Here is a 19948-nt window from a genome sequence, read left to right as displayed (position 1 = left end):
TTCCTGTGAACCCATTAAAAAAAGAGAACTATGCACAATAATCAATTTGGAGGATATTCACCGACAATAACCAAAGAGGAAGTATTGGATATTACCATTGGGATATTTTTTGACGGAACTCTGAATAATAAAACCAATACCATAGAAAGGGTAAATAAAACTGCAGACTACAAAAAACATGGAGGTGTACCCGGCGATAATAATAGCTATAATAACGATTGGAGCAATGTAGCCCGAATGTGGGATAACTATGATAAAGACTACGGTATTTATATAGAAGGAATCGGAACAGAAGATGCCAAAGGAGATGAAACCCTTGGATATGCTTTTGGTACAGGAGCTACAGGGATCAGATCCAAAGTGAGAAAAGGATGTGAGGAGATTGTAAAAAAGGTGAAAAACATCAAAAGCTCAAAGAAAGCCGATAAAATTGCCGTGCTTACTTTTGATGTATTTGGTTTTAGCCGTGGAGCCGCTGCCGCCCGAAATTTTGTCTATGAAATATCAAAAGCTAAATATAAAGCCTCTTCCCATACGGTTTCTAATGACGGGATGACAACGACGACGTATTCCGATGATGATGGAAAAGACGTAACTGCGGAGGAACTTCCTAAGTGGGGACATTTAGGCTTGAAATTACAAGAAGCCGGAATTACCATTGATGTTTTAAAAGTCAGATTTCTGGGGGTGTACGATACCGTTTCCTCTTATTCAAAATATTTGTCACCTGTACCCAATTTCAGTAATGATGTAGAAGAATTGAGCCTTAATGATATTGGAAAAGCCCAAACGGTGATTCATTTTATTGCAGAAGACGAACATAGAGAGAACTTTGACCTTACAAGAGTACGTACAGGAATAGAAAAAACATTTCCAGGAGTACATTGTGATGTAGGTGGAGCTTATGAAAACGGAGAAGAATTATGGGAAGAACTTGAGACTGCCTGGGGATTCAGTACCTCTAAACTTGAGGCTTTGAAAAAAGAACTTGAGGGAGAAGGCTGGTTTGCAGAAGGGGAACTTACCATCACTTCCGGATTCTATTGGTCTTTAAAAAGTAAGCGTCAACTGGTAAAGACATTCAGCTTCATTCCGTTACACTTTATGGCAGATTATGGTATTCAAAAAGATCTTCCGATTAAAGATAAAAAGATGATTAATGAAACCTATTCCATTGCTTCAGACGAATTGCTGGTAAGAGTGAAAAATCGTTTAGAGCCTTATGTAATGGGAGATGGAAAACCTTATACCTTTAAAAGAAAAGAAGATCTGGAAAAGGCTTATCTGGGCGCATCTATTCCACAGAAAAGATATGCTGAGTACCAGAAAGAAGCTCAGGAGCAAAAAGATCTTGGAGAGCTTAGACATAAATATCTGCATTGGTCAGCAAGAAGAGAGGGAATAGGAATGGATCCAAGACCCAATAGAGTAAGAGTTATTCATTAAAATTAAAATCGAATTATAGAAAGAATTTTGAAGTAGGATCATCATATGCAGAAGTTTAATACCCATATCATTCAAAAAAATGAAACTTTAAAAAGTATTGCCACACTTTATGGTTTGGATGCAGATGCTTTGAAGTTATTTCACAACAACCACTGTCAGGTAAAAGACATGATTCTCATAGGAATTACCGTGCAGAAAGAGCTTTTTATTCCAAGAATTGCTGTTGCAGATGAAAATAAGAAAGTGAAATTTGGAAGAGGAAACAGCATTGTTTTTCAACCGGAACATTCATTGGAGAAATATGGAGTGGTCATCAATATTGAAACAGGAGATCATAAAAATGAACTGAAATATGAAACATCTGTACGTTGGCTGAAATACGAAAATAACCTGCATTTTTTTGATATCGAAAGAATTTCCGACCTGTATCTGAATGAGGAAGAGGTTAATGAAATAGCAGATATGCTGGCGTATAAGACTTCTAAGGTTTTATACCCTTTGCAGGTGAGTGTAGATAAGCATGGGAAATTTAACAACATTGAGAACCTCTCAGTATTTAAAGAAAGATGGACTAACGTTAAAGATGAGGTTTATAAAGAATTTGAGGGTGCTATAGTAGATCAATACTGTGATAAGATTGAAAAAATAATAGAGGAACCAGAGACCCTGAAGCTTTATCTGAAAAATGATTATTTCATCAGAACCTTATTCTTCGGAATGTATCAAAGCTTTGGACAAAATTACCAGATAGAGGGAAAAGAAAGCTTTCCGGTTGTCAATAATCCCATAGAACCTGAGTACAAAATACAGATAGAAGTAGATCCATTAAAAGATGAATACGATCTCGTCAATATAGCAGGAGAAGGAAAATTGAATGATGAAAGAACAACATCTGATTTTATCAATAACTATCCTTTTTCAATGATTATTTCAGATGATCCGACGATGAATAACGACGGGGATTTCAGGATACAATATTATCTGAACGGAGAAACATTTCTGCCCGAAACACTGTATCTGGAATGCAGTATTATGCTAACAGAAGAAAAGAAAATATCGACAGTAGTTACTGCGATATCAGAATAAATAAAAAAACGAACAAAATGAATCTTAAATTAAATCATAAAATACTTACGCTGATCTTTATAATATATTTCAGCATGTCTTTCGGGCAAAAAGTAGAGTTTACAGTACCCAAGAACATAGAAGTCCTGGAAAATATCATTTTTGATTTCGAAAATGATTTTACAAAAAATGACGGGATGGCGGATGCGGCAGCTGCTTCTGATGGCGGTTTCTCAACAACTATTGATCTCCATAACCTAAAATATGATGCAGGTTACAAAAATCCTTATCTGGAACTTGCAGTAAACAAAGGAGCAAAACCTAAGCAATTTATTCAACGAGCAAGTTGGAATGTGACTCTTGCTAAAATTTCCAAAAAAAGTACAAAGGTTAGCATTTCCCTTGAAAATATAACACCTGATAGCTGGTCAAAGAAAGAAGTTGATATAAAACAAACCAAATCAACAGGCAAGCTGGAAAAAGAAATCAAGGAATTTCTATTGAATAATAAAGGATCCAAAACTTCATCAGCCCAAGCCGTTGCAGATGCTGCTGCTCCTACATCTGATCAGATGGAAGAAGCGGAAGTACAAGCAGAAGCCCAGATGGCAGAGATTGAAAACAGAAGATTGATAGAGAAAACAACCTCCAAAAAACTACAGGGATTATTTAGTAAAAAACAATTTATTTCCCTTCCTACTACTGCTGATACCTTTACAAAACTCCTACAGATACAGCCAAGCGAGCCTGAATGTGAAACCTGTAAAGGCGGAAAATATTCAAGCTGGGATATCGAAGAAGTTTTCAATATGATCTATGCCAAAATGAATGATGGAGAAGAATACTATGCTTTACAGTATTACGGAGATAAAAAAGTATCAGGGTTACCTTATGGTTTAATTTTCAATGAAAGTTCACCTACAGAATGTCAAACAAAATTTGCAAGATATAATGCACAGCTTTACCAGACAACGGTAGACACCGATGAAAACTCTTCAAAAGCATTAACGGTAGTTACTTTCAAGATGAATACTAATTTTGTTCGCCTTGAATTCGGAAATCAGTACCTCACAAGACTTGTAGTATCCAATAAAGAACAATAGTTATGGCAGAAAAACATATTGTAGTACAGGGAGCGATGTGCAAGTGCCAGTTCGGACAGGCTCCGGATAAGCTTAAGGTACTTTCTCATCAGAAAGAATATGCGAACGATAAAAATGCCTCTAAAAAACTAATTGTTACCACAAAGGAAATTGGAGGAGCAACCTTTGAGAAAAATACATTCGGGAACTGCACAAAAAATGGAGGCCCGCCGCCACCATGCAAAATCATGGTCACCGAATGGCAAAAATTCTATGAAAAGGTACAGCTCAGCAATGGCGGATACATTATTCTGGAAGACAGCAAGGCAATCTGTGCCGTTGCCGGAACGCCTTGTATAGAAATCATAGATCATGGTCAAAAGGCAGAAGCCAGTCAACAAAACTTTAAAAATGCCGATAAGGATGTACAACAGCAGATTAATCCTTTGGTAAATACAGAATCAATGTATAAGGATCAGCCTTCTGGTGAGGGCGATGATGTAATTTAAAATAACAGAAATGGCAAAAGGAGTTAAAACAATAAAATTTAAAGGTCCTTATCATCCGGATATGACAGTGCTGGGAAAAAGAGTGACACTTTTAGCCGATAAGGAGGTTACTTTTGAGGTGAATGATTGGCTGCCGGGTACTACTGCTGAAGAAAAGAAAAAACCGGTAGTATGGATAAAGCAAACGGCAGACAGACAGGGTGTTATTGAGAAAAAAGCATCTGCAGTTGGATATAAGTTTAAGATTGCAAAAAAATATTGTGGAAGCTATTATTACTATATAGAAGCAAGTCTTTCCGGAAAAAGAGATTCCAATACCACGGGATTGTATGTAAAAGGCTGGACTGAACCCAGAATTATCAAAAGTGCATGGTGCAAGCAAAGAGGAGGTGAAGACGAAAGACAAAGTTATGTGTTTTCTTATGGACATATTATTCATCTTCGTTTAGATACAGAAGGATTGAATGGTGAAAAAGTATTTGTAGACGTTTACAAAGTTGTAGAAGGAGGAAAAGGCCTTAAAGATGATAAACTGATTTTTACCTATTATAACGTAGACGTTGTCGATGGACAGATTAATCTTAAAATAGGAAATACGTATCAATGGTATGGTAAAATAGGCAAACCTAAAGCTAAGGAGGAATTTTACGTAAGAGTAAAAACAGCCTCGGGGCTTGAAGTAACCGATGGCAAAGACAAGGTCCACGCACGTTTTCTTAGGATTCAGAATAATGTGGTAAGTAAAGGCATAGAAAGTTCTGTAACCAATACCCCAACCAAAGTAGGCTTACCCGATAAAAATGAAAAGAATACCCATAAATGTACATTTAGACAAATTAATGTAGATGATAATGGAGAACATTTTGTAGTCTTTAAAGAAGGGAGTACAAAATTTAAAAAAATAACTTCCGAAACTCAGCTGGTGACCAGCAGAATTCATTTTGCTTTTGATAGAGCAGAAATACGCCCTAACGAAAGAGATGTTTTACAAGCAATATTAGACTTTCTTTTATACAATCAACATCTGGATATGACCCTTTCCGGGCATGCAGATGATAGAGGTACCCTGGATTATAATCAGAGCCTTTCTGAAAGAAGAGCACAAGCAGTAAAAGATTTTTTTGTAAAAGGAGGACTTCTTAAAAACAGAATAAAGACGAGAGGATATGGTGAAGTAAACCCTGCCGTATCAGGAAAAACCGAAGAGGCTTATAAAAAGAACCGTAGAGTAGAAATTGATTTCAGCTATTTAGAGTACAACCAAGCCGCATTGATCTATGAAACTATCGGTCCGGATGCCAAAAAAAATAAAGAAATTACTGTCAGTGTAATTGATCGTGAAAATAAAGGATGCTTCAGAAAAGAAAAGCATGATAAAACTACCATCTATATTAATGAAACAGGAGGTAAAGACTTACTCCCTAAAAAAGGAGAAAAGGTAAAGCAAACCGTATTTTCACAACAGGCTCAGTTTCCCAAGAACTACGTGTTAATGTTGGCGAAATTTCTCAATCCTTTTTCAGAAATTGATTATAAATTTGCCTTTTACATCAATAGCTGTGCTTATTATGCCAGTAAGAAAAACGCTACTCTGGAAGTAAGAGTATATCCGGATATTATCTGGATTGGGCATTTTCAGTACAATAGCGAAGACAAAGTAATGCCTTATTACTTTCATGAGAAAAATTTCACTCTGGAGCAAGGGATTTCTGATGTTCTTAATGAATTGAAGAATACAACATTCTATAAAATATACAGGCTGTTCCCTGCCAACTTTATCATGGAGCATACCCTGTTGAAATATATTGAAAGCCAGGCAAAAAGCTATTTCTACGGAATCCACACCATTCATAACCGTACCGTAGAGAAATCAGGGCAGGAACTTTCCCTTGTAGGTACCCAAACCAACCTTATTAAGCAAACCGACTATACGAGATTTGCAGCAGCAGCCATTATTTATGGTTTTGTAGTGATAGGAATTCTTGTCGAACTTTTAATGATCTATCTAACAAGAGGTCGAAACATTGCTACCAAGCTTCAGAAATTCGCTAAAATGGCAAGAAGAGCAGACGCTGTTCTGAAAAGAATGGAAGATGCAGGAGTAGAGCTTATTCCACCGGCAATAGCAATAAATGCAGGAATGTATTATCAAAAGCAAAAAGACGGTAAATTAGGAGTAGTCTATGAAGTGAATATAAAAGCAGATCCTTTAATTGCTATCAGTTTCAAAAAAGAGTTTGATCTGTTACAGCTGATAACGAAAACGATACAAGACATAAAAGGGGCAATGTATCCTAAAGATAAGGTAGCTAAGAAAAAATTAGACCTAAATAAAGAGAATAATAACAGCATTGCAGAATATTTCAAAAATAAAGGAGTACCTGAGATAAAAGGAATTATAGAGGTAAAAGGCGATATAATGTTTGAACATAATGTGAAATATAGCCTTCTTACCAATACATACTCCATAATTGATAAGCTAAAGAATGGTATTTTTACAGCAAAAGACGAAGTCCTGCTTAAAGACCAGATAAAATTCACGGCAACGGTATTAGGGTCATACAAATATGAGTTTGAATTTGATCCATTACAAACCTCAATACAAGGAAAACTCAATATAACAATTCAAGGTTCATGCGGATCCCGATTGAGATATGGAGTTGATAATAAAGGCGGAAAAGGACTCTTTGTTAAAAAAACATTATATTGTTCTGGTATTGAAGGAACATACTTGGGAGAGCTTAAAATTAAAAATAGATTTACCGATGTTTTTGATGCATCTACCAATAAAGGAAAACCGGCTCCGTTTACATTAATAGAACCTTTTGAAATGCCAATGTATGAGATTCAATTATTTAAACCTTAAATAAAATGAAAAGATTTATTCCAATACTTTTAACATTAATCAGTTTACAAAGCTGTTCACAAGAAAAAAATAAGACTATGCAAAATCCCAATATTACAGCAGATAATATTGTCACAGAAATATCAAAGCAGGTAAAGAATTATCCTATCGAACCTAATTATGGTTTCAGGTATGAGAATAATCAATGTTATTTTGAAGTATTTATTAATGACTTTCCAGCTTTTAAACAATTTAAAAAGCCAACGAGTTCTGCCTTTGAGATAAATCCTTTTATTTTTAAAAATGGTACTCAAAAAATAACTTATAAATTATATCCGGTCAATTCAGCTGTTTTATCTGAAGAGACTTCTTTAACGTTGAATCTGGAATCTTTTGATATGAAAAATGAAAGCCAGGGAGATGTTGTAGTACAAGAATTTAAAACTCCTTCAACAGAAGTAAAAATAGTTGATAATTATTCTAATCAAAAATTTGTAGGCGCAGGGAAAAATTATTATGAAGGAAGTTTTGATGTCAAAGTAGAGGTTCCCTATCAATTACATTCAGCTTTTGAGAATGCACAGGATCTTCAAAAAATGGATAAAAAAGAGTTGGAAGCAAAATTACTGAAGAAATATAAAGAGATCTGGAGTATTTATCAGAACAAAGAACTGGATAATATTGCGAAGCTTGAGTATGATAGTTTCAAAGATTTGTTTGTATCCGGATACAGTAATAAAAACGAAATTGAAAATAATTGGAAAGAGCTTAACCAAGCATATACATCTTCTACTTTTAAGATGCAGCCTATAGAAAAATATAAGCTACAGTTTTTTGCAGGAGGTAAATTGGCGGCATTAATGCTTGATACCACAGACAATCAATTAAGAGGAAACACTGCCTTGTGGGCAAAAGTTGATTATGATGGAGGGATGAGAGGAATGTTCATCAACCGATATTTTTATATCCCACAAGGAGAAAAAGAATTTAAAGTTTACTAAGTGAAATCTTTGATATGGTAAAGAATATAGCATTAATAGGAGCCTGGTGTATATTGCTTCTGTCCTGTTCTCAAAATCAGAAAAAAGAGACAAAAGCAAACGATGAACTTAGAACTGTAATTGCAAATTATAAACCTACAGGAGATACCCTGAAGTATGTAAATTCCTTTCTTAAAAAACTGGATGATAAAAATACCGAGGCCGGTATCTTCATTAATAAATATGAATATCAGATAGAAGATTCATGCTTTAAAGCCCAAAAAAAACTTTGGGATTCTTTGAGTTTCCATCAGAATGAAACGGCGCAAGAAACTTTTGACAGTCTTATTATTACTCCTCAAATAAAAAAGTACAGAGAACATTTCGCCATCAACTTTGATGAATATGCTATAGCCAGAGAATTTTTAGTATCACGCAACAGCACTGTGAAATACCTCAATAAAAAATACAAATTAGGACTTTGGGACCCTACCTTAGATCCGGTCAGAAAAGACCAATAAAAATAATTTGAATGATAAAAAACAAAGGCCGGTCTCAAAAGAGACCGGCCTTTTATAATAAATATACCTGAGTTATTTTACCAAAAACTGTATCGTAGAACCATCCAGCTTCAAAATATATACACCCTGACCAAGATTTCTGGTCTTGATTGAATTTCCATTTCTAAAAGGACTGTCAATAGTCTGAAGAACCTTTCCCTGTAATGTGTAGATTTCAGCTTTCTTGATATTCTGAACATCGCCGCTTACAAAAATTTCCTGATTGGTAATTGGATTGGGAGAGATCTTATAGCTTGGAGCAATACTTTTCGCCTGTCTTCCCGCAGCACCAGAATAACACGTCCATTTAAGATCATCAATAGCCACTCTGTTACTTGCAGAATTATTGACCAAACTTACCGTTACGTTTCCTGTAATATTAATATCGTTAATAGTAGTTGTTGTCGCTGTTGTACTGTAAGGAATAGTTCCTACACTTGTACCGTTTACTTTCACATCAAAAGTCCCATTGGTTCCTGAGAACTTCATTTGTGTAGTGACCGTTAAAGATCCAATACCACCATTAGATGAACTGTTAGACGTTAAAGAACCATTTCTTATCGTAATCGCTTTGTTGTTGATTGTTTGATCAGTTCTTGAATCTGTAGCTGTCCAGGAAACACCATTATTGCTCCATGTTTTAGAAGTGTAAGTAGAGCTGGCTGCCGGAATAGCTTCAAAATTTTCATTTACACAGTCCGTAGTTGGAATTGTAGTCCCTCCTGAATTTGTTGTTCCGGAAACCGTAGAGCTGTTAGAAGAAGAATTTCCTGCAGCGTCCTTAGCTACCACATAAAAATTGTAGGTAGTGGAAGGATTCAATCCTGAAATTGTAGCAGAAGTAGAGCTTACCGTTGTTTTCAGATTTCCATCCATATAAATAGTATAACCCGTTACCCCTACATTATCCGTAGAAGCATTCCATGCAAGAGAAATACTGTTAGCTGTTTTTCCGGAAACATTTAAACCTGTAGCCGTTGTTGGAGCCTGAGTATCACCAGTCGGTTGTTGAGAACCCCAGATAAGATTAACATAGCTTGGATTATCAATAAAAGGGTTTCTGTTCCCCTGATAGCTGTAAGAAGCATTATTTCTTTTAATCTCCGCCTGTGAAACCGGATCCTGATTGTGCCATGCAAGAAGAACATTCAGCTCCCACGTTTGAAGTCCCGGGAATGTAGAACTTCCCAACATATTTCCTGAAGAAAAAGAAGAAAGTTTACTTTGATAACGCGTTACAAAATAAAAGATCATACGCGCAACATCACCCTTAAATTCATCTATCGGCTCAAAAACCGTTCCCGCATATCCTGAAGAAATGGAACTTCCAAGCTTTGATCCGTTTTGAGAAGTAAAAGTAGCACTTCCCACCTTTCCAAATGGATAGTTGCTTCTCATTCCGTTTACTTTTCCATCTGTAGCTCTGATGAAGTGAACATCAGATACCATTGGTGAAGACTGATTAAATAAACTTTGAGGAACAATGTGTTCCCTGTTATAGCAGTTTCCTTCCGTAGAATAAGTTCCACACTGGTTAGAACCCGGAGTATATTTGTATGGATCAGTTCCTACAGGCTTTTCTGAGTAGATATCAAGAATAGAACCGTCATTTTCATAGTCCTTATCAATATCTGTAGTTTTATAAGCAGTCCACAGTCCGCCGTAGCCTTTGTCCTGATGCCCGTTACTAATGATGCTGCTTAATTCCGTTTTCAATGCAGCGCCATTGAGTCCGTTGGCTGAGTTATAATATCCCGAAGGTGCCTGTGCGTAGGCAAGCCCCGAAAATACAGAGAATAAGATAATTTTTTTCATATAATATAATTTTAAACAAGAATACTACATTTTTATGAATAAAAAATTACATAATTGTTAATTTTGAATGTACCGCATTCGGCTTTAAATACAGGTGTATTACCAAAGAATTAAGACAGGCTTTACGGATAGTAAATACACAGTTTCTCATAAAAAAACCAGCACAAAAAGTGCTGGTAATATATAATAATAAAATTACATCTTATTTTCTCTGTGGCGGATAGTTTTTCATGATCTCAGCCAGAATTTCAGGAATTTGTCTTTGCTTAGATTTTGGAGAATCTACAGAAATTCCGCTTCCGATACCCTGCCAAACCAATTTATTCGTCTTTGAATCGATGAGGTCAACAATCAGCGCTCCTTCATTATAATTGGTTGTCCATGTTCTGTTCATTCCAACACCCCATCCGAATGGTCCGCCCCATCCCCACATTCCGTAAGGAGAAGAACTATTGATATCCGTAACTTTCTTATGGTTAGCTTTTACATTGACAATCAGATCTGGATTTTCTCCGGACTGAAGCCCTTTGCTTTGAAGTTGTCTTGAAAGTTCATTCAAAACCCTGTCTTTATCAATATCATTCAATTTTAAATCATCAATTCTTATCTTATACGTTTTAAAAGAATTGAAATTGGCTGTTTCAGCATAATCCGAACGTACCTGAAAAGGACTACATGAAGTTAATCCCAATGTAGCCGATGCCAACAAAATAAAAATATATTTTTTCATTTTATTTATTTTTTTTATCATTTTTAATGAATGTATCAGTCTTTTTATCGTACCCGTAAGGACAGTGTCTGCAGCCGCTTTTACAGCAATGTCCCCTTTTTAAATGGAATTTTTCTGTAAAAACCTTGTATCCCTGTTCATTATAGTAGAAGTCTTCACCTTCTTTGATGTCATAATGGGCCATAAGTTAAAAGCAAGTCAAAAAACTTTTTATATTTGTTACTATGATAATTGTATGCCAAAAGCCACTAAAAAAGTTAAAAATTAATGGCATTGCTCTTTTTCCCTTTATCTTCATTAGGAAACCCGAAGATAAGGAAAATAATGTACTTATCAATCACGAAAAGATCCATCTTAGACAACAGTTGGAAATGCTCATTATATTCTTCTATATTTTCTATGTTATTGAATATTATTATTGGTTCTTTAAACTAAAAGATGGATACCAGGCCTATAAAAGAATATCATTCGAAAGAGAAGCCTACGCTAATGAACACAATTTGAATTATCTTAAAAAGAGGAAACTCTGGAACTTTAGAAAATATCTTTAGAATGACGATGGATCTTATTACTAAATATCAATAGCTGTCATAATATTCAATTTGGGTGGGCTTTAATCCGCTTTAACCAATGAATAAATTAAAATTCATCTGGCTTTAGCCAAAACTTAATACTTACAGGCATCAGCAGTGTGGTTATTTAAAATTAAATCTTTTCCTATTTTTGCAATAATAACCCATGAATAGTACAAAAAACTAAAATGCTATTAAAATTCCCGACAGAACAGATTCCCATTCAGGAAATTTCAATTCATAAAAATGTAAGACTTTTCATAAAAAGAGAAGATCTTATTCATCCACAGATTTCAGGAAATAAATACTGGAAGCTATTTTACAATGTCAATCATTACCTGGAAAAGAATCCGGAAAAGCCCTATGTTATTACTTTTGGTGGTGCTTTTTCCAATCACATTGCTGCTGTTTCAGCAGTAGGGAATTTGGCAGGTATTCCTACATTGGGTATCATAAGAGGAGAAGAATTGGAGCACAAATGGCGTGATAATCCAACATTGCTTTTTGCTAAAAGAAACGGGATGAACCTGAAATTTGTCACCCGCGAAGAATATCGACATAAAGAAAAGCTAACTGAATTTCTGCAACATGAGTTTCCTGAAGCACTGATTGTTCCCGAAGGAGGAACCAATGAAGAGGCTGTGGCAGGCGTAAAAATGATGCTCAATGAGCAAACAAAAGATTTTGATTACCTTTGCACCGCAGTTGGAACCGGAGGAACCATTGCCGGAATTTCAAAATTTTGTGAAGATAATCAGAAAGTTATAGGATGTAAGGTTGTTGACGATGCTTCACTGGAAAATAAAATTTTTGAATTAACTTTGAAACATAATTTTAATCTAATAGATTCATGTTTTGGAGGTTATGGTAAAATAAGTGATGAAAATATCCGTTTTATCAATGATTTCAAAGAAAAATATGAAATTCCTTTAGAACCGATTTATACAGGAAAGATGATGCAGAAGATATTTGAACTGATTGATGAAGAGTATTTTCCTGAAAACAGTAGAATTTTGTGCTTTCATACAGGTGGATTGCAGGGAATTGAGGGAGCAAATTTGCTTTTAGAAAAACAGAATAGAAATTTAATTATATAAGTAAAATTGAAAAACATGAAAAGACTTTTCCTATCAATAAGCCTTTTAGTTTTATCAAAACTTTCTGCCCAGGGCTGGGCAACCGAAGATCAGTACATTCAGAATTTTGCTAAATATGCAGTAGAGGAGATGGAAAAATATAAAATTCCGGCTTCTATTACTCTTGCTCAGGGACTCCTGGAAACCGGAGGTGGGCAAAGCAGATTAGCACAACAGGGTAAGAATCACTTCGGAATAAAATGTAAAGAAGATTGGACAGGTAAAACAATGAAACATACGGACGATGCTCCCAACGAATGTTTCCGTGTGTATGATGATCCAAGACAATCTTATGAAGATCATTCCATATTTTTATCCACTAGAAAATATTACGCTAATCTTTTCAAGCTTGATATGAAGGATTACAGAGCGTGGGCTACCGGTTTAAAAAAAGCTGGATATGCAACCAATCCACGATATGCTTCAATCCTGATCACGAAAATTGAAAAGTATAAATTATACGAATACGACAACACCAATTCTAAAGAAGTGTTGTATGCTGTCCTTAAAATGTATCCGGATCTGAAAGACGACAGAACATTTATGGCTCAGTTGGAACCTGGAAAGGCAATCAAGAAAGCCAAGGAACCGGTTACCGTAGAAGTTCCGTACAAACAGACTTCCTATGCACAACAGCAAAAAAGAGTAGAAAGAATCAAGACAAAAGCTGAGATTCTTAATTCTATTCTTATCAAAAGCCACCCGAATGACGGTTTGAAATATATCATCATTCCTGAAGATACCAATGTTCAATTCATTGCCAATAAATTTAAAGTAAGCGAAAGCAGACTGATGAAGTGGAATGAGCTGGAGAATGAAGAATTGAAGAAAAACGATATTGTTTTCCTTGAATCTAAAAACTCTGCAGGAAATACGGCTACCTACAAGGCAGAATCAGGTGAAGATATGCATGATATCGCCCAGAAATTCGGGATCAAATTACATAAGTTATATGCCAAAAACAGAATGGATGAAGGACAACAGCCATCTGCAGGGCAGCTGATTTATTTGATCGATAAAAAACCAAGAAACTAATTTGTGTTGATGGTTTATCATTGACAGTAAAATTTACGCGTCAATCAAGAACCGTCAGCCAGCAACAAATATATGAAGTACCAAAGAAGTTCGGCTTTATTTGATGAAGCCTATAAATACATTCCGGGAGGAGTAAATTCTCCGGTAAGAGCATTCAAATCTGTGGGCGGAGTTCCCGTTTTCATGAAATCGGCAAAGGGGGCTTACCTTACCGATGCAGATGATAATACGTATATCGATTACATCAATTCATGGGGGCCGGCTATTTTAGGGCACACCCACCCTGAAGTATTGGAAGAACTGAAAATTCAGGCAGAAAAAGGATTCTCATTCGGTGCTCCTACAGAACTTGAAACGGAGATTGCAAAATTCATCATTGAAAACGTTCCTAATATAGACCAGATCAGAATGGTTTCTTCGGGAACGGAAGCTTGTATGAGTGCTGTCAGACTAGCAAGAGGGTATACTAAAAGAGATAAAATTGTAAAATTTGAAGGTTGTTACCACGGTCATTCAGATTCATTTCTGATTAAAGCGGGAAGTGGAGCTGCAACTTTTGGAAATCCAAATTCTCCGGGTGTAACAGCTGGTACAGCTAAAGATACATTACTGGCTCGTTACAATGATTTTGAGCAGGTTGAAGATTTATTCCGTCATAATCAGGGAGAAATTGCAGCGGTGATTATTGAACCGGTTGCCGGAAACATGGGATGCGTATTGCCGGAAAATAATTTCCTACAAAACCTTAGAAAAATCTGTGATGAAAATGGAGCTTTACTGATCTTTGATGAGGTAATGACTGGTTTCAGATTAGCATTTGGAGGAGCGCAGGAGCTTTTCAATGTTAAGGCAGATTTGGTAACCTATGGAAAAGTAATCGGAGGCGGACTTCCAGTGGGAGCCTTTGCAGGAAGAAACGAAATTATGGACCACCTGGCACCGAAAGGAGGAGTATATCAGGCAGGTACATTAAGTGGAAATCCTTTGGCAATGAGAGCCGGATTAAAAACTCTTCAACTGATTAAAAACGATTCAGAATTTTTCAACAGATTAAATAAAACAACAGAAACCTTAGATTTTGAGATCGGAAAGATTTTAAATGAAAAAGGAATTGCCCATAAAATCAACAGAAAAGGATCAATGATGTCTGTGTTCTTCCACATCAATAGAGTTTCCAACTTTGATGAAGCACAGGAAGCTAATCATTCATTGTTCAATAACTTCTTCCACCAGATGCTTCAGAATGGAGTGTATCTTCCACCAAGTGGTTATGAAACTTACTTCATCAGTGATGCAATCAAGGATAAAGAAATTGACATGACACTGGAAGCAGTAAGAAAATTTGAATATTCTAATTTATAAATATAAAGAGACTGTCCTACAAGGCAGTCTCTTTTTGTATTTTTTATGAGTAATTAAGTTTTTTTATACAATACCATAGCAGAATAAGCACATCCATCTTCCTTCTTTATTGGCAGCCTCGGCATCAAAGATATAGAGTCCTTTACTTTCAATATATTCTCTTTGGCTTGAATTATCTCCTCCGGAAGGATTGGTAATATATATAATGGCACCATCCTGTTCTATTCCATATAAAGTGTTTCCTTTTTCTGTAAGTTCTGCACGTGTTAATCTGGGAGGCAATAGCCCATCAATGGTTAAGATTTCTTTTTTTGCAGTCACATCAAGAGTAGCTTTTGGATTTGGGGTGTTAATCCCTGTTTGTGCGGTTACAAAGATTGATGCAGATACCGAAATAATGCTTATAATTTTTTTCATATAATTTTTTTTCAAAAATAAGAAGAAAGTTATGGAATGATGCTTAATTGGTAGAATTCTTATATTAAATCTGTTTAAATTTTTTATTAAACCACAAAGGAAATACAAAAGCTTTTTAAACACGTAAGTTATTTAAGTGATACACTTTGTGTATAAGAAGTACACTAAAGATTTTCATCTTATGTGAACTTAATTGTGCAGTATTTCCTTATACTTTCTAAAGTGTACTCAAGTGTTTAAAAAATAAAAACTTTTGTGACTTTTATGGTTAAGTTTAAACAGATTTATTAATTATTTCCATCTGCTAATCCAAAAATATTGCAATGGTATTAGTATAAAATCAAGAAAGTATAAATCATACAGATTTTGTAATAAACCATACACTTTGTTCAGGACAGTTCTTTTTATTTTTGTCATAAATAGATTGGAAATGAAGACTTCAGACAATAATATCTCCCGAAAGGATTTTATAAGAAATTCAGCATTGGCAATGGCGGGATTAACCTTAATACCTAATATTATGACGGCATCACCTTTTTTTGATGAGAAAAATATTTCAGCAAAGGGAAAACTGAGCCTTAAAAATGTTCGTTTAGAAATCGGTTTTGAATATGACGAGGGAGAAGTTTCTGCTACCAAGACTGATCTGTTTTACATAGAAGTTGAAAACGGAAAGATCATCAAGATTGCTCCCAATCAAGCTAATGCAAAAGCTATAGATGCCAAGGGATTATTAATGCTTCCTGCATTTAAAGATATGCACATTCATTTGGATAAAACTTTTTATGGAGATCACTGGCAGGCTGTAAGAAAGAGAACAGGAGGGGTGAAAGGAATGATTGAACTTGAACAGAAAATGCTTCCTGAGATGCTTAAGAATTCAACATTTAAAGCTGAAAAAATGATTGAATTATTACAATCGAAAGGAACCTCATTCGCGAGAAGCCATGTAAATATTGAACCAACTTCAAAGCTTCAGTCTTTAAAAAATCTGCAAAAAGCTTTAGAGAATAAAAAGAAAGGCTTCGGTGCTGAATTGGTGGCATTTCCACAGCATGGAGTGTTTTATACAGACTCAGCTCCTTACCTGAAAGAGGCAGCAAAGATGGATATTGACTTCATTGGTGGTGTAGATCCATTTAATGTAGACGGAGACATTGAAAAAGTGATGGACTTCACGGTTCAATTGGCTTTGGATAATAAAAAGGGAATAGATATTCATTTGCATGAAACAGGAGATTCCGGATTGAAAACGGTTGAATACCTTATTAAAAAAGTAAATGAAAATCCATCTTTAAAGGGAAAAACTTACCTAAGCCACTGTTTTGTCTTAGCTAAACTAGAAGCCGCCAAACAGGAAGAAGTAGCCGAAAAACTTGCCGAAGCACAAATTGGGGTTGTTTCTACTATTCCTTTTGGAAGAATGATTATGCCTATTCCAACATTATACAAACATAATGTAACGGTATTAACAGGAAATGACAGTATTGTGGATCACTGGAATACTTTCGGGACCGGAAGTGTACTTCAGAAAGCTAACCTGATGGCACAGCTGTATGGATATTCAACCGAGTTTTTATTATCAAGAAGCTTAAAGCTGGCAACGGGAAATGTACTTCCTTTGGATGATAAAGGGACTCAACAATGGCCTAAAACAGGTGATAAGGCAGATTTTGTTTTGTTGAATGCAAGCTGTTCTGCAGAAGCAGTATCAAGAATATCAGATGTAGAATCGTTGGTGCATCAGGGGAATGTTGTTTTTTAAATTCTTAGTCTAAATAAGATTAAAAAATATTGTTAGCAGTATGTAATGGTCTGCTAATTAAAAATTTAGATATATAATTTAGTTAGTGTTTTTTGGCCACAAAGGGTGCATTGTATCTTTTGTGGCTATTTTAATTTTTTCTCTCATAAATTTTATTAATTTTAAGAGAAATTCAGGTAGCGTGAGTTATCATACAGATCATTTTCCCATTTTAGGAATTCAGGAGTTTAGTGAGAACCAGCTTAAGGGCTGTAATTTGCTGTTTAATGAACTTTACGGCGCACGTTCCATTGATGATCCCCACAAGCATGATTTTTTTATCATTAACCTTTTCGACCATGGAGTAGGTTCACATACTATAGATTTTACGGAATATAAGGTAGGAGATCATCAGATTCATCTTGTTTTTCCTGATCAGGTACATCAATGGGTGATCGAAAAAGAAACAATAGGCTACCAGTTGATGATCAGCAGAGATTGGTTTGAAAGTTTTTTGCCTTCATTGCGCTTTTCAGCTTCTTATTATCAGAACCATCCGGTCATCAATCTTTCCAAAGAGGTTTTTCTGACTTTTTTATATGAATTTCAGGCTATTCAAAAAGAATTATCTGGAGAAAACATCTTTTGGGAACTTATTCAAAAGAGAAGTGAGTTGATCGGTTTATTGGTAAGCCAATCCATGGAGGGAGCCTTTAAGGATTTTGAAGTTTATAATTCAAACCCGATCATTTCAAAATTCCTGCATCTGATTGATGAACATTTCAGGACAGAAAGGTCGGTTTCTTTTTATGCAGATAAACTGAATATTTCTGCTAATTATCTTAATATCGTCTGTAAAAAGAATCTCAATGCTTCCGCGTCATCCCTTATTCAGGATCGTATTCTACTGGAAGCAAAGCGCCTTTTAAAAGTTTCAGAAATGTCTGTAAAAGATATTGTTTACGACCTTGGTTTTTATGATCATGCCAGTTTTTCTAAGTTCTTTAAGGCTCAGACCGGAATGACACCTTCTCAATTCAAGGAATAATTTATACAAAACAAGACATAATTGATACACCGGTTTTCAACAGAAGCCGGTGTAATTTTGTAGTGTTAAAATATTAAATAATGCAATTTCCCTATCAATTAACTGCAAAAGGAAAATATTCCCTGAAAAATGTCCGCCTGGAAACAGGTTTTGAATATGAAAATGAAGAAGTAATCGGAACAAAAACAAACCTTTTCAGTATTGAAATTGAAGAGGGAAAGATCAAGACTGTAAAAGCAAATGATCCTGCTTCTGATGCAATAGACGCCAAGGGATATTTAATGCTCCCTGCTTTTAGGGATATGCACATCCATTTGGATAAAACATTGTATGGTCTTCCATGGCAGGCTCTTTCTCCGAAAAGAAGAACAGTAAAGGATATGATTGCCTATGAACAGGAAATCATTCCGGAATTGCTAAAAACTTCAGTGGACAGGGCAGAGCAGTTGATTAATCTTCAACAGCACTATGGAACTCATTTTGCGAGAACACACTTTAATATTGATCCTACCTCAGGATTACAATCTCTTGAGCATTTGGAACAGGCTCTCGAAAATAAAAAAGATTCCTTTAAAGCAGAGTTGGTTGCCTTTCCACAGCATGGTGTGTATTATACAGCCTCGGCTCCTTTAATGAAAGAAGCTGCCAAGCTAAAAAGTGTTGGTTTTATAGGAGGATTAGATCCATTGAGTATAGACGGAAGTATTGAAAAAGTCATGGATTTTACAGTACAACTTGCTCTTGATCATCATAAAGGAATTGATATTCATCTTCATGAAGTAGGAGAGTCCGGAATGAAAACAATCAATTATCTGATTGATAAGGCGATTGAAAATCCAGCACTTCAGGGAAAAACTTTTGTTAGCCACGCGTTTGCACTGGCACATCTTTCTCCAAAAGAAGCTGAGCAGATTGCAGAAAGACTGGCAGCAGGAAAGGTAGGAATTGCTTCTTCTGTACCTTTTAAAGGAACAATAATGCCGATTCCAACGCTAAAGAAATATGGCGTAAATGTGCTGATTGGAAATGATAATGTTCAGGACTACTGGAGTACTTTCGGGTCCGGAAATATGTTGCAGAAAGCCAATCTTATTGCAGAATTGTACGGATATGCTACAGAATATGCATTGTCAAGAGCTTTGCAATTTGCGACTCAAAGTATTCTTCCATTGGATGAAAAAGGAAATCAGCAATGGCCTAAGACTGGTGATGAAGCCGCCATTGTGCTTACAGATGCTTCATGTTCTGCAGAAGCTGTTTCCAGAATCTCTAAAATAGAAGCCCTGATGCATGATGGGAATCTGTTTTGGAGAAGTTAAATGAAATGTATATATATTTTTTATACACTTGTTTTTTGTGAATGCCATCGGAATTTTCCGGTGGCTTTTTTATGAGTTATGTTCCTATATTGTTGTATTTAATAAGAATGAAATTTATTTTGTTCAGACAAATAAATACACCAGATTATTCCGATTTTAAAGCAAACCTTGAAAATTAAGTCAAATATGGGAAGGTGGAGTTATTTTATCTCTCTGGAATTATAAGAATTTGAATTTTCAATGTTAACACGTTTTAACATTCAATATGGCTATTGTTGATCAT

18 protein-coding genes are annotated in these 19948 nt (G+C 35.5%); 14 read left to right on the top strand and 4 right to left on the bottom strand.

From position 1 onward, the window contains the following. Positions 1 to 30 precede the first annotated feature (30 nt). The 7 genes from C1638_RS05310 to C1638_RS05280 all read left to right on the top strand — a co-directional run bounded on the left by C1638_RS05310 (position 31) and on the right by C1638_RS05280 (position 8448). Positions 31 to 1446: a T6SS phospholipase effector Tle1-like catalytic domain-containing protein gene (locus C1638_RS05310; protein WP_109618843.1), complete on the top strand. Its 1416-nt coding sequence runs from the start codon at positions 31 to 33 to the stop codon at positions 1444 to 1446. Positions 1447 to 1491: 45 nt separating this feature from the next. Further along, positions 1492 to 2532 (top strand): hypothetical protein, encoded by a 1041-nt coding sequence (locus C1638_RS05305; protein ID WP_109618841.1) that lies wholly within the window; start codon positions 1492 to 1494, stop codon positions 2530 to 2532. Between the two features lie 17 nt (positions 2533 to 2549). Next, positions 2550 to 3614: a hypothetical protein gene (locus tag C1638_RS05300; RefSeq protein ID WP_123838337.1), complete on the top strand. Its 1065-nt coding sequence runs from the start codon at positions 2550 to 2552 to the stop codon at positions 3612 to 3614. A gap of 2 nt (positions 3615 to 3616) precedes the next feature. Further along, on the top strand, positions 3617 to 4102 hold the full coding sequence (locus tag C1638_RS05295; RefSeq protein WP_109618837.1) for a DUF4280 domain-containing protein: 486 nt from the start codon (positions 3617 to 3619) through the stop codon (positions 4100 to 4102). A 10-nt stretch (positions 4103 to 4112) separates the two neighbouring features. Beyond that, entirely contained in the window at positions 4113 to 6968 is a 2856-nt protein-coding gene (locus C1638_RS05290) for an OmpA family protein (protein ID WP_109618835.1), read from the top strand. Between the two features lie 77 nt (positions 6969 to 7045). After that, on the top strand, positions 7046 to 7948 hold the full coding sequence (locus tag C1638_RS05285) for a hypothetical protein (protein ID WP_228428037.1): 903 nt from the start codon (positions 7046 to 7048) through the stop codon (positions 7946 to 7948). Between the two features lie 14 nt (positions 7949 to 7962). Further along, complete coding sequence (locus C1638_RS05280) at positions 7963 to 8448, top strand: hypothetical protein (RefSeq protein ID WP_109618831.1); 486 nt, start codon at positions 7963 to 7965, stop codon at positions 8446 to 8448. A gap of 72 nt (positions 8449 to 8520) precedes the next feature. Here C1638_RS05280 and C1638_RS05275 read toward each other — a convergent pair whose 3' ends face one another. The 3 genes from C1638_RS05275 to C1638_RS05265 all read right to left on the bottom strand — a co-directional run bounded on the left by C1638_RS05275 (position 8521) and on the right by C1638_RS05265 (position 11216). After that, positions 8521 to 10302 (bottom strand): endonuclease, encoded by a 1782-nt coding sequence (locus C1638_RS05275; RefSeq protein WP_109618829.1) that lies wholly within the window; start codon positions 10300 to 10302, stop codon positions 8521 to 8523. Positions 10303 to 10504: 202 nt separating this feature from the next. Next, positions 10505 to 11032, bottom strand: a complete 528-nt coding sequence (locus tag C1638_RS05270; RefSeq protein ID WP_109619095.1) for a DUF4136 domain-containing protein — start codon at positions 11030 to 11032, stop codon at positions 10505 to 10507. Position 11033: 1 nt separating this feature from the next. Continuing rightward, positions 11034 to 11216 carry a C1orf53 family protein gene (locus C1638_RS05265; RefSeq protein ID WP_034745671.1) on the bottom strand — a complete coding sequence of 61 codons (183 nt, stop codon included), beginning with the start codon at positions 11214 to 11216 and terminating at the stop codon, positions 11034 to 11036. A 40-nt stretch (positions 11217 to 11256) separates the two neighbouring features. Here C1638_RS05265 and C1638_RS05260 point away from each other — a divergent pair, with 40 nt between their 5' ends. From C1638_RS05260 to hemL, 4 genes are all read left to right on the top strand, one after another. After that, positions 11257 to 11583 carry a hypothetical protein gene (locus C1638_RS05260; RefSeq protein ID WP_109618828.1) on the top strand — a complete coding sequence of 109 codons (327 nt, stop codon included), beginning with the start codon at positions 11257 to 11259 and terminating at the stop codon, positions 11581 to 11583. 209 nt (positions 11584 to 11792) lie between these two features. Next, positions 11793 to 12701, top strand: coding sequence for a 1-aminocyclopropane-1-carboxylate deaminase/D-cysteine desulfhydrase (locus tag C1638_RS05255; protein ID WP_109618826.1), 909 nt, complete (start codon positions 11793 to 11795; stop codon positions 12699 to 12701). Between the two features lie 15 nt (positions 12702 to 12716). After that, positions 12717 to 13775, top strand: a complete 1059-nt coding sequence (locus tag C1638_RS05250) for a glucosaminidase domain-containing protein (RefSeq protein WP_109618824.1) — start codon at positions 12717 to 12719, stop codon at positions 13773 to 13775. Between the two features lie 72 nt (positions 13776 to 13847). Continuing rightward, positions 13848 to 15137, top strand: a complete 1290-nt coding sequence (hemL, locus tag C1638_RS05245; RefSeq protein WP_109618822.1) for a glutamate-1-semialdehyde 2,1-aminomutase — start codon at positions 13848 to 13850, stop codon at positions 15135 to 15137. A gap of 63 nt (positions 15138 to 15200) precedes the next feature. On the opposite strand, the gene C1638_RS05240 is transcribed toward hemL, so the two are convergent. Then, positions 15201 to 15554, bottom strand: a complete 354-nt coding sequence (locus C1638_RS05240) for a phage tail-like protein (RefSeq protein ID WP_109618820.1) — start codon at positions 15552 to 15554, stop codon at positions 15201 to 15203. Between the two features lie 430 nt (positions 15555 to 15984). Here C1638_RS05240 and C1638_RS05235 point away from each other — a divergent pair, with 430 nt between their 5' ends. From C1638_RS05235 to C1638_RS05225, 3 genes are all read left to right on the top strand, one after another. Next, on the top strand, positions 15985 to 17319 hold the full coding sequence (locus C1638_RS05235; protein ID WP_109618819.1) for an amidohydrolase: 1335 nt from the start codon (positions 15985 to 15987) through the stop codon (positions 17317 to 17319). A 181-nt stretch (positions 17320 to 17500) separates the two neighbouring features. Beyond that, positions 17501 to 18346, top strand: a complete 846-nt coding sequence (locus tag C1638_RS05230) for an AraC family transcriptional regulator (RefSeq protein ID WP_109618817.1) — start codon at positions 17501 to 17503, stop codon at positions 18344 to 18346. An 80-nt stretch (positions 18347 to 18426) separates the two neighbouring features. Continuing rightward, complete coding sequence (locus C1638_RS05225) at positions 18427 to 19665, top strand: amidohydrolase (protein WP_109618815.1); 1239 nt, start codon at positions 18427 to 18429, stop codon at positions 19663 to 19665. The last annotated feature ends 283 nt before the right edge of the window (positions 19666 to 19948 follow it).

Origin of the sequence: Chryseobacterium oncorhynchi, from assembly GCF_002899895.1 — a bacterium.
GTDB lineage: Bacteria > Bacteroidota > Bacteroidia > Flavobacteriales > Weeksellaceae > Chryseobacterium > Chryseobacterium oncorhynchi.
The sequence above is the reverse complement of the archived record's forward strand: the minus strand, read 5'-3'. Positions and strand labels throughout refer to the sequence as shown.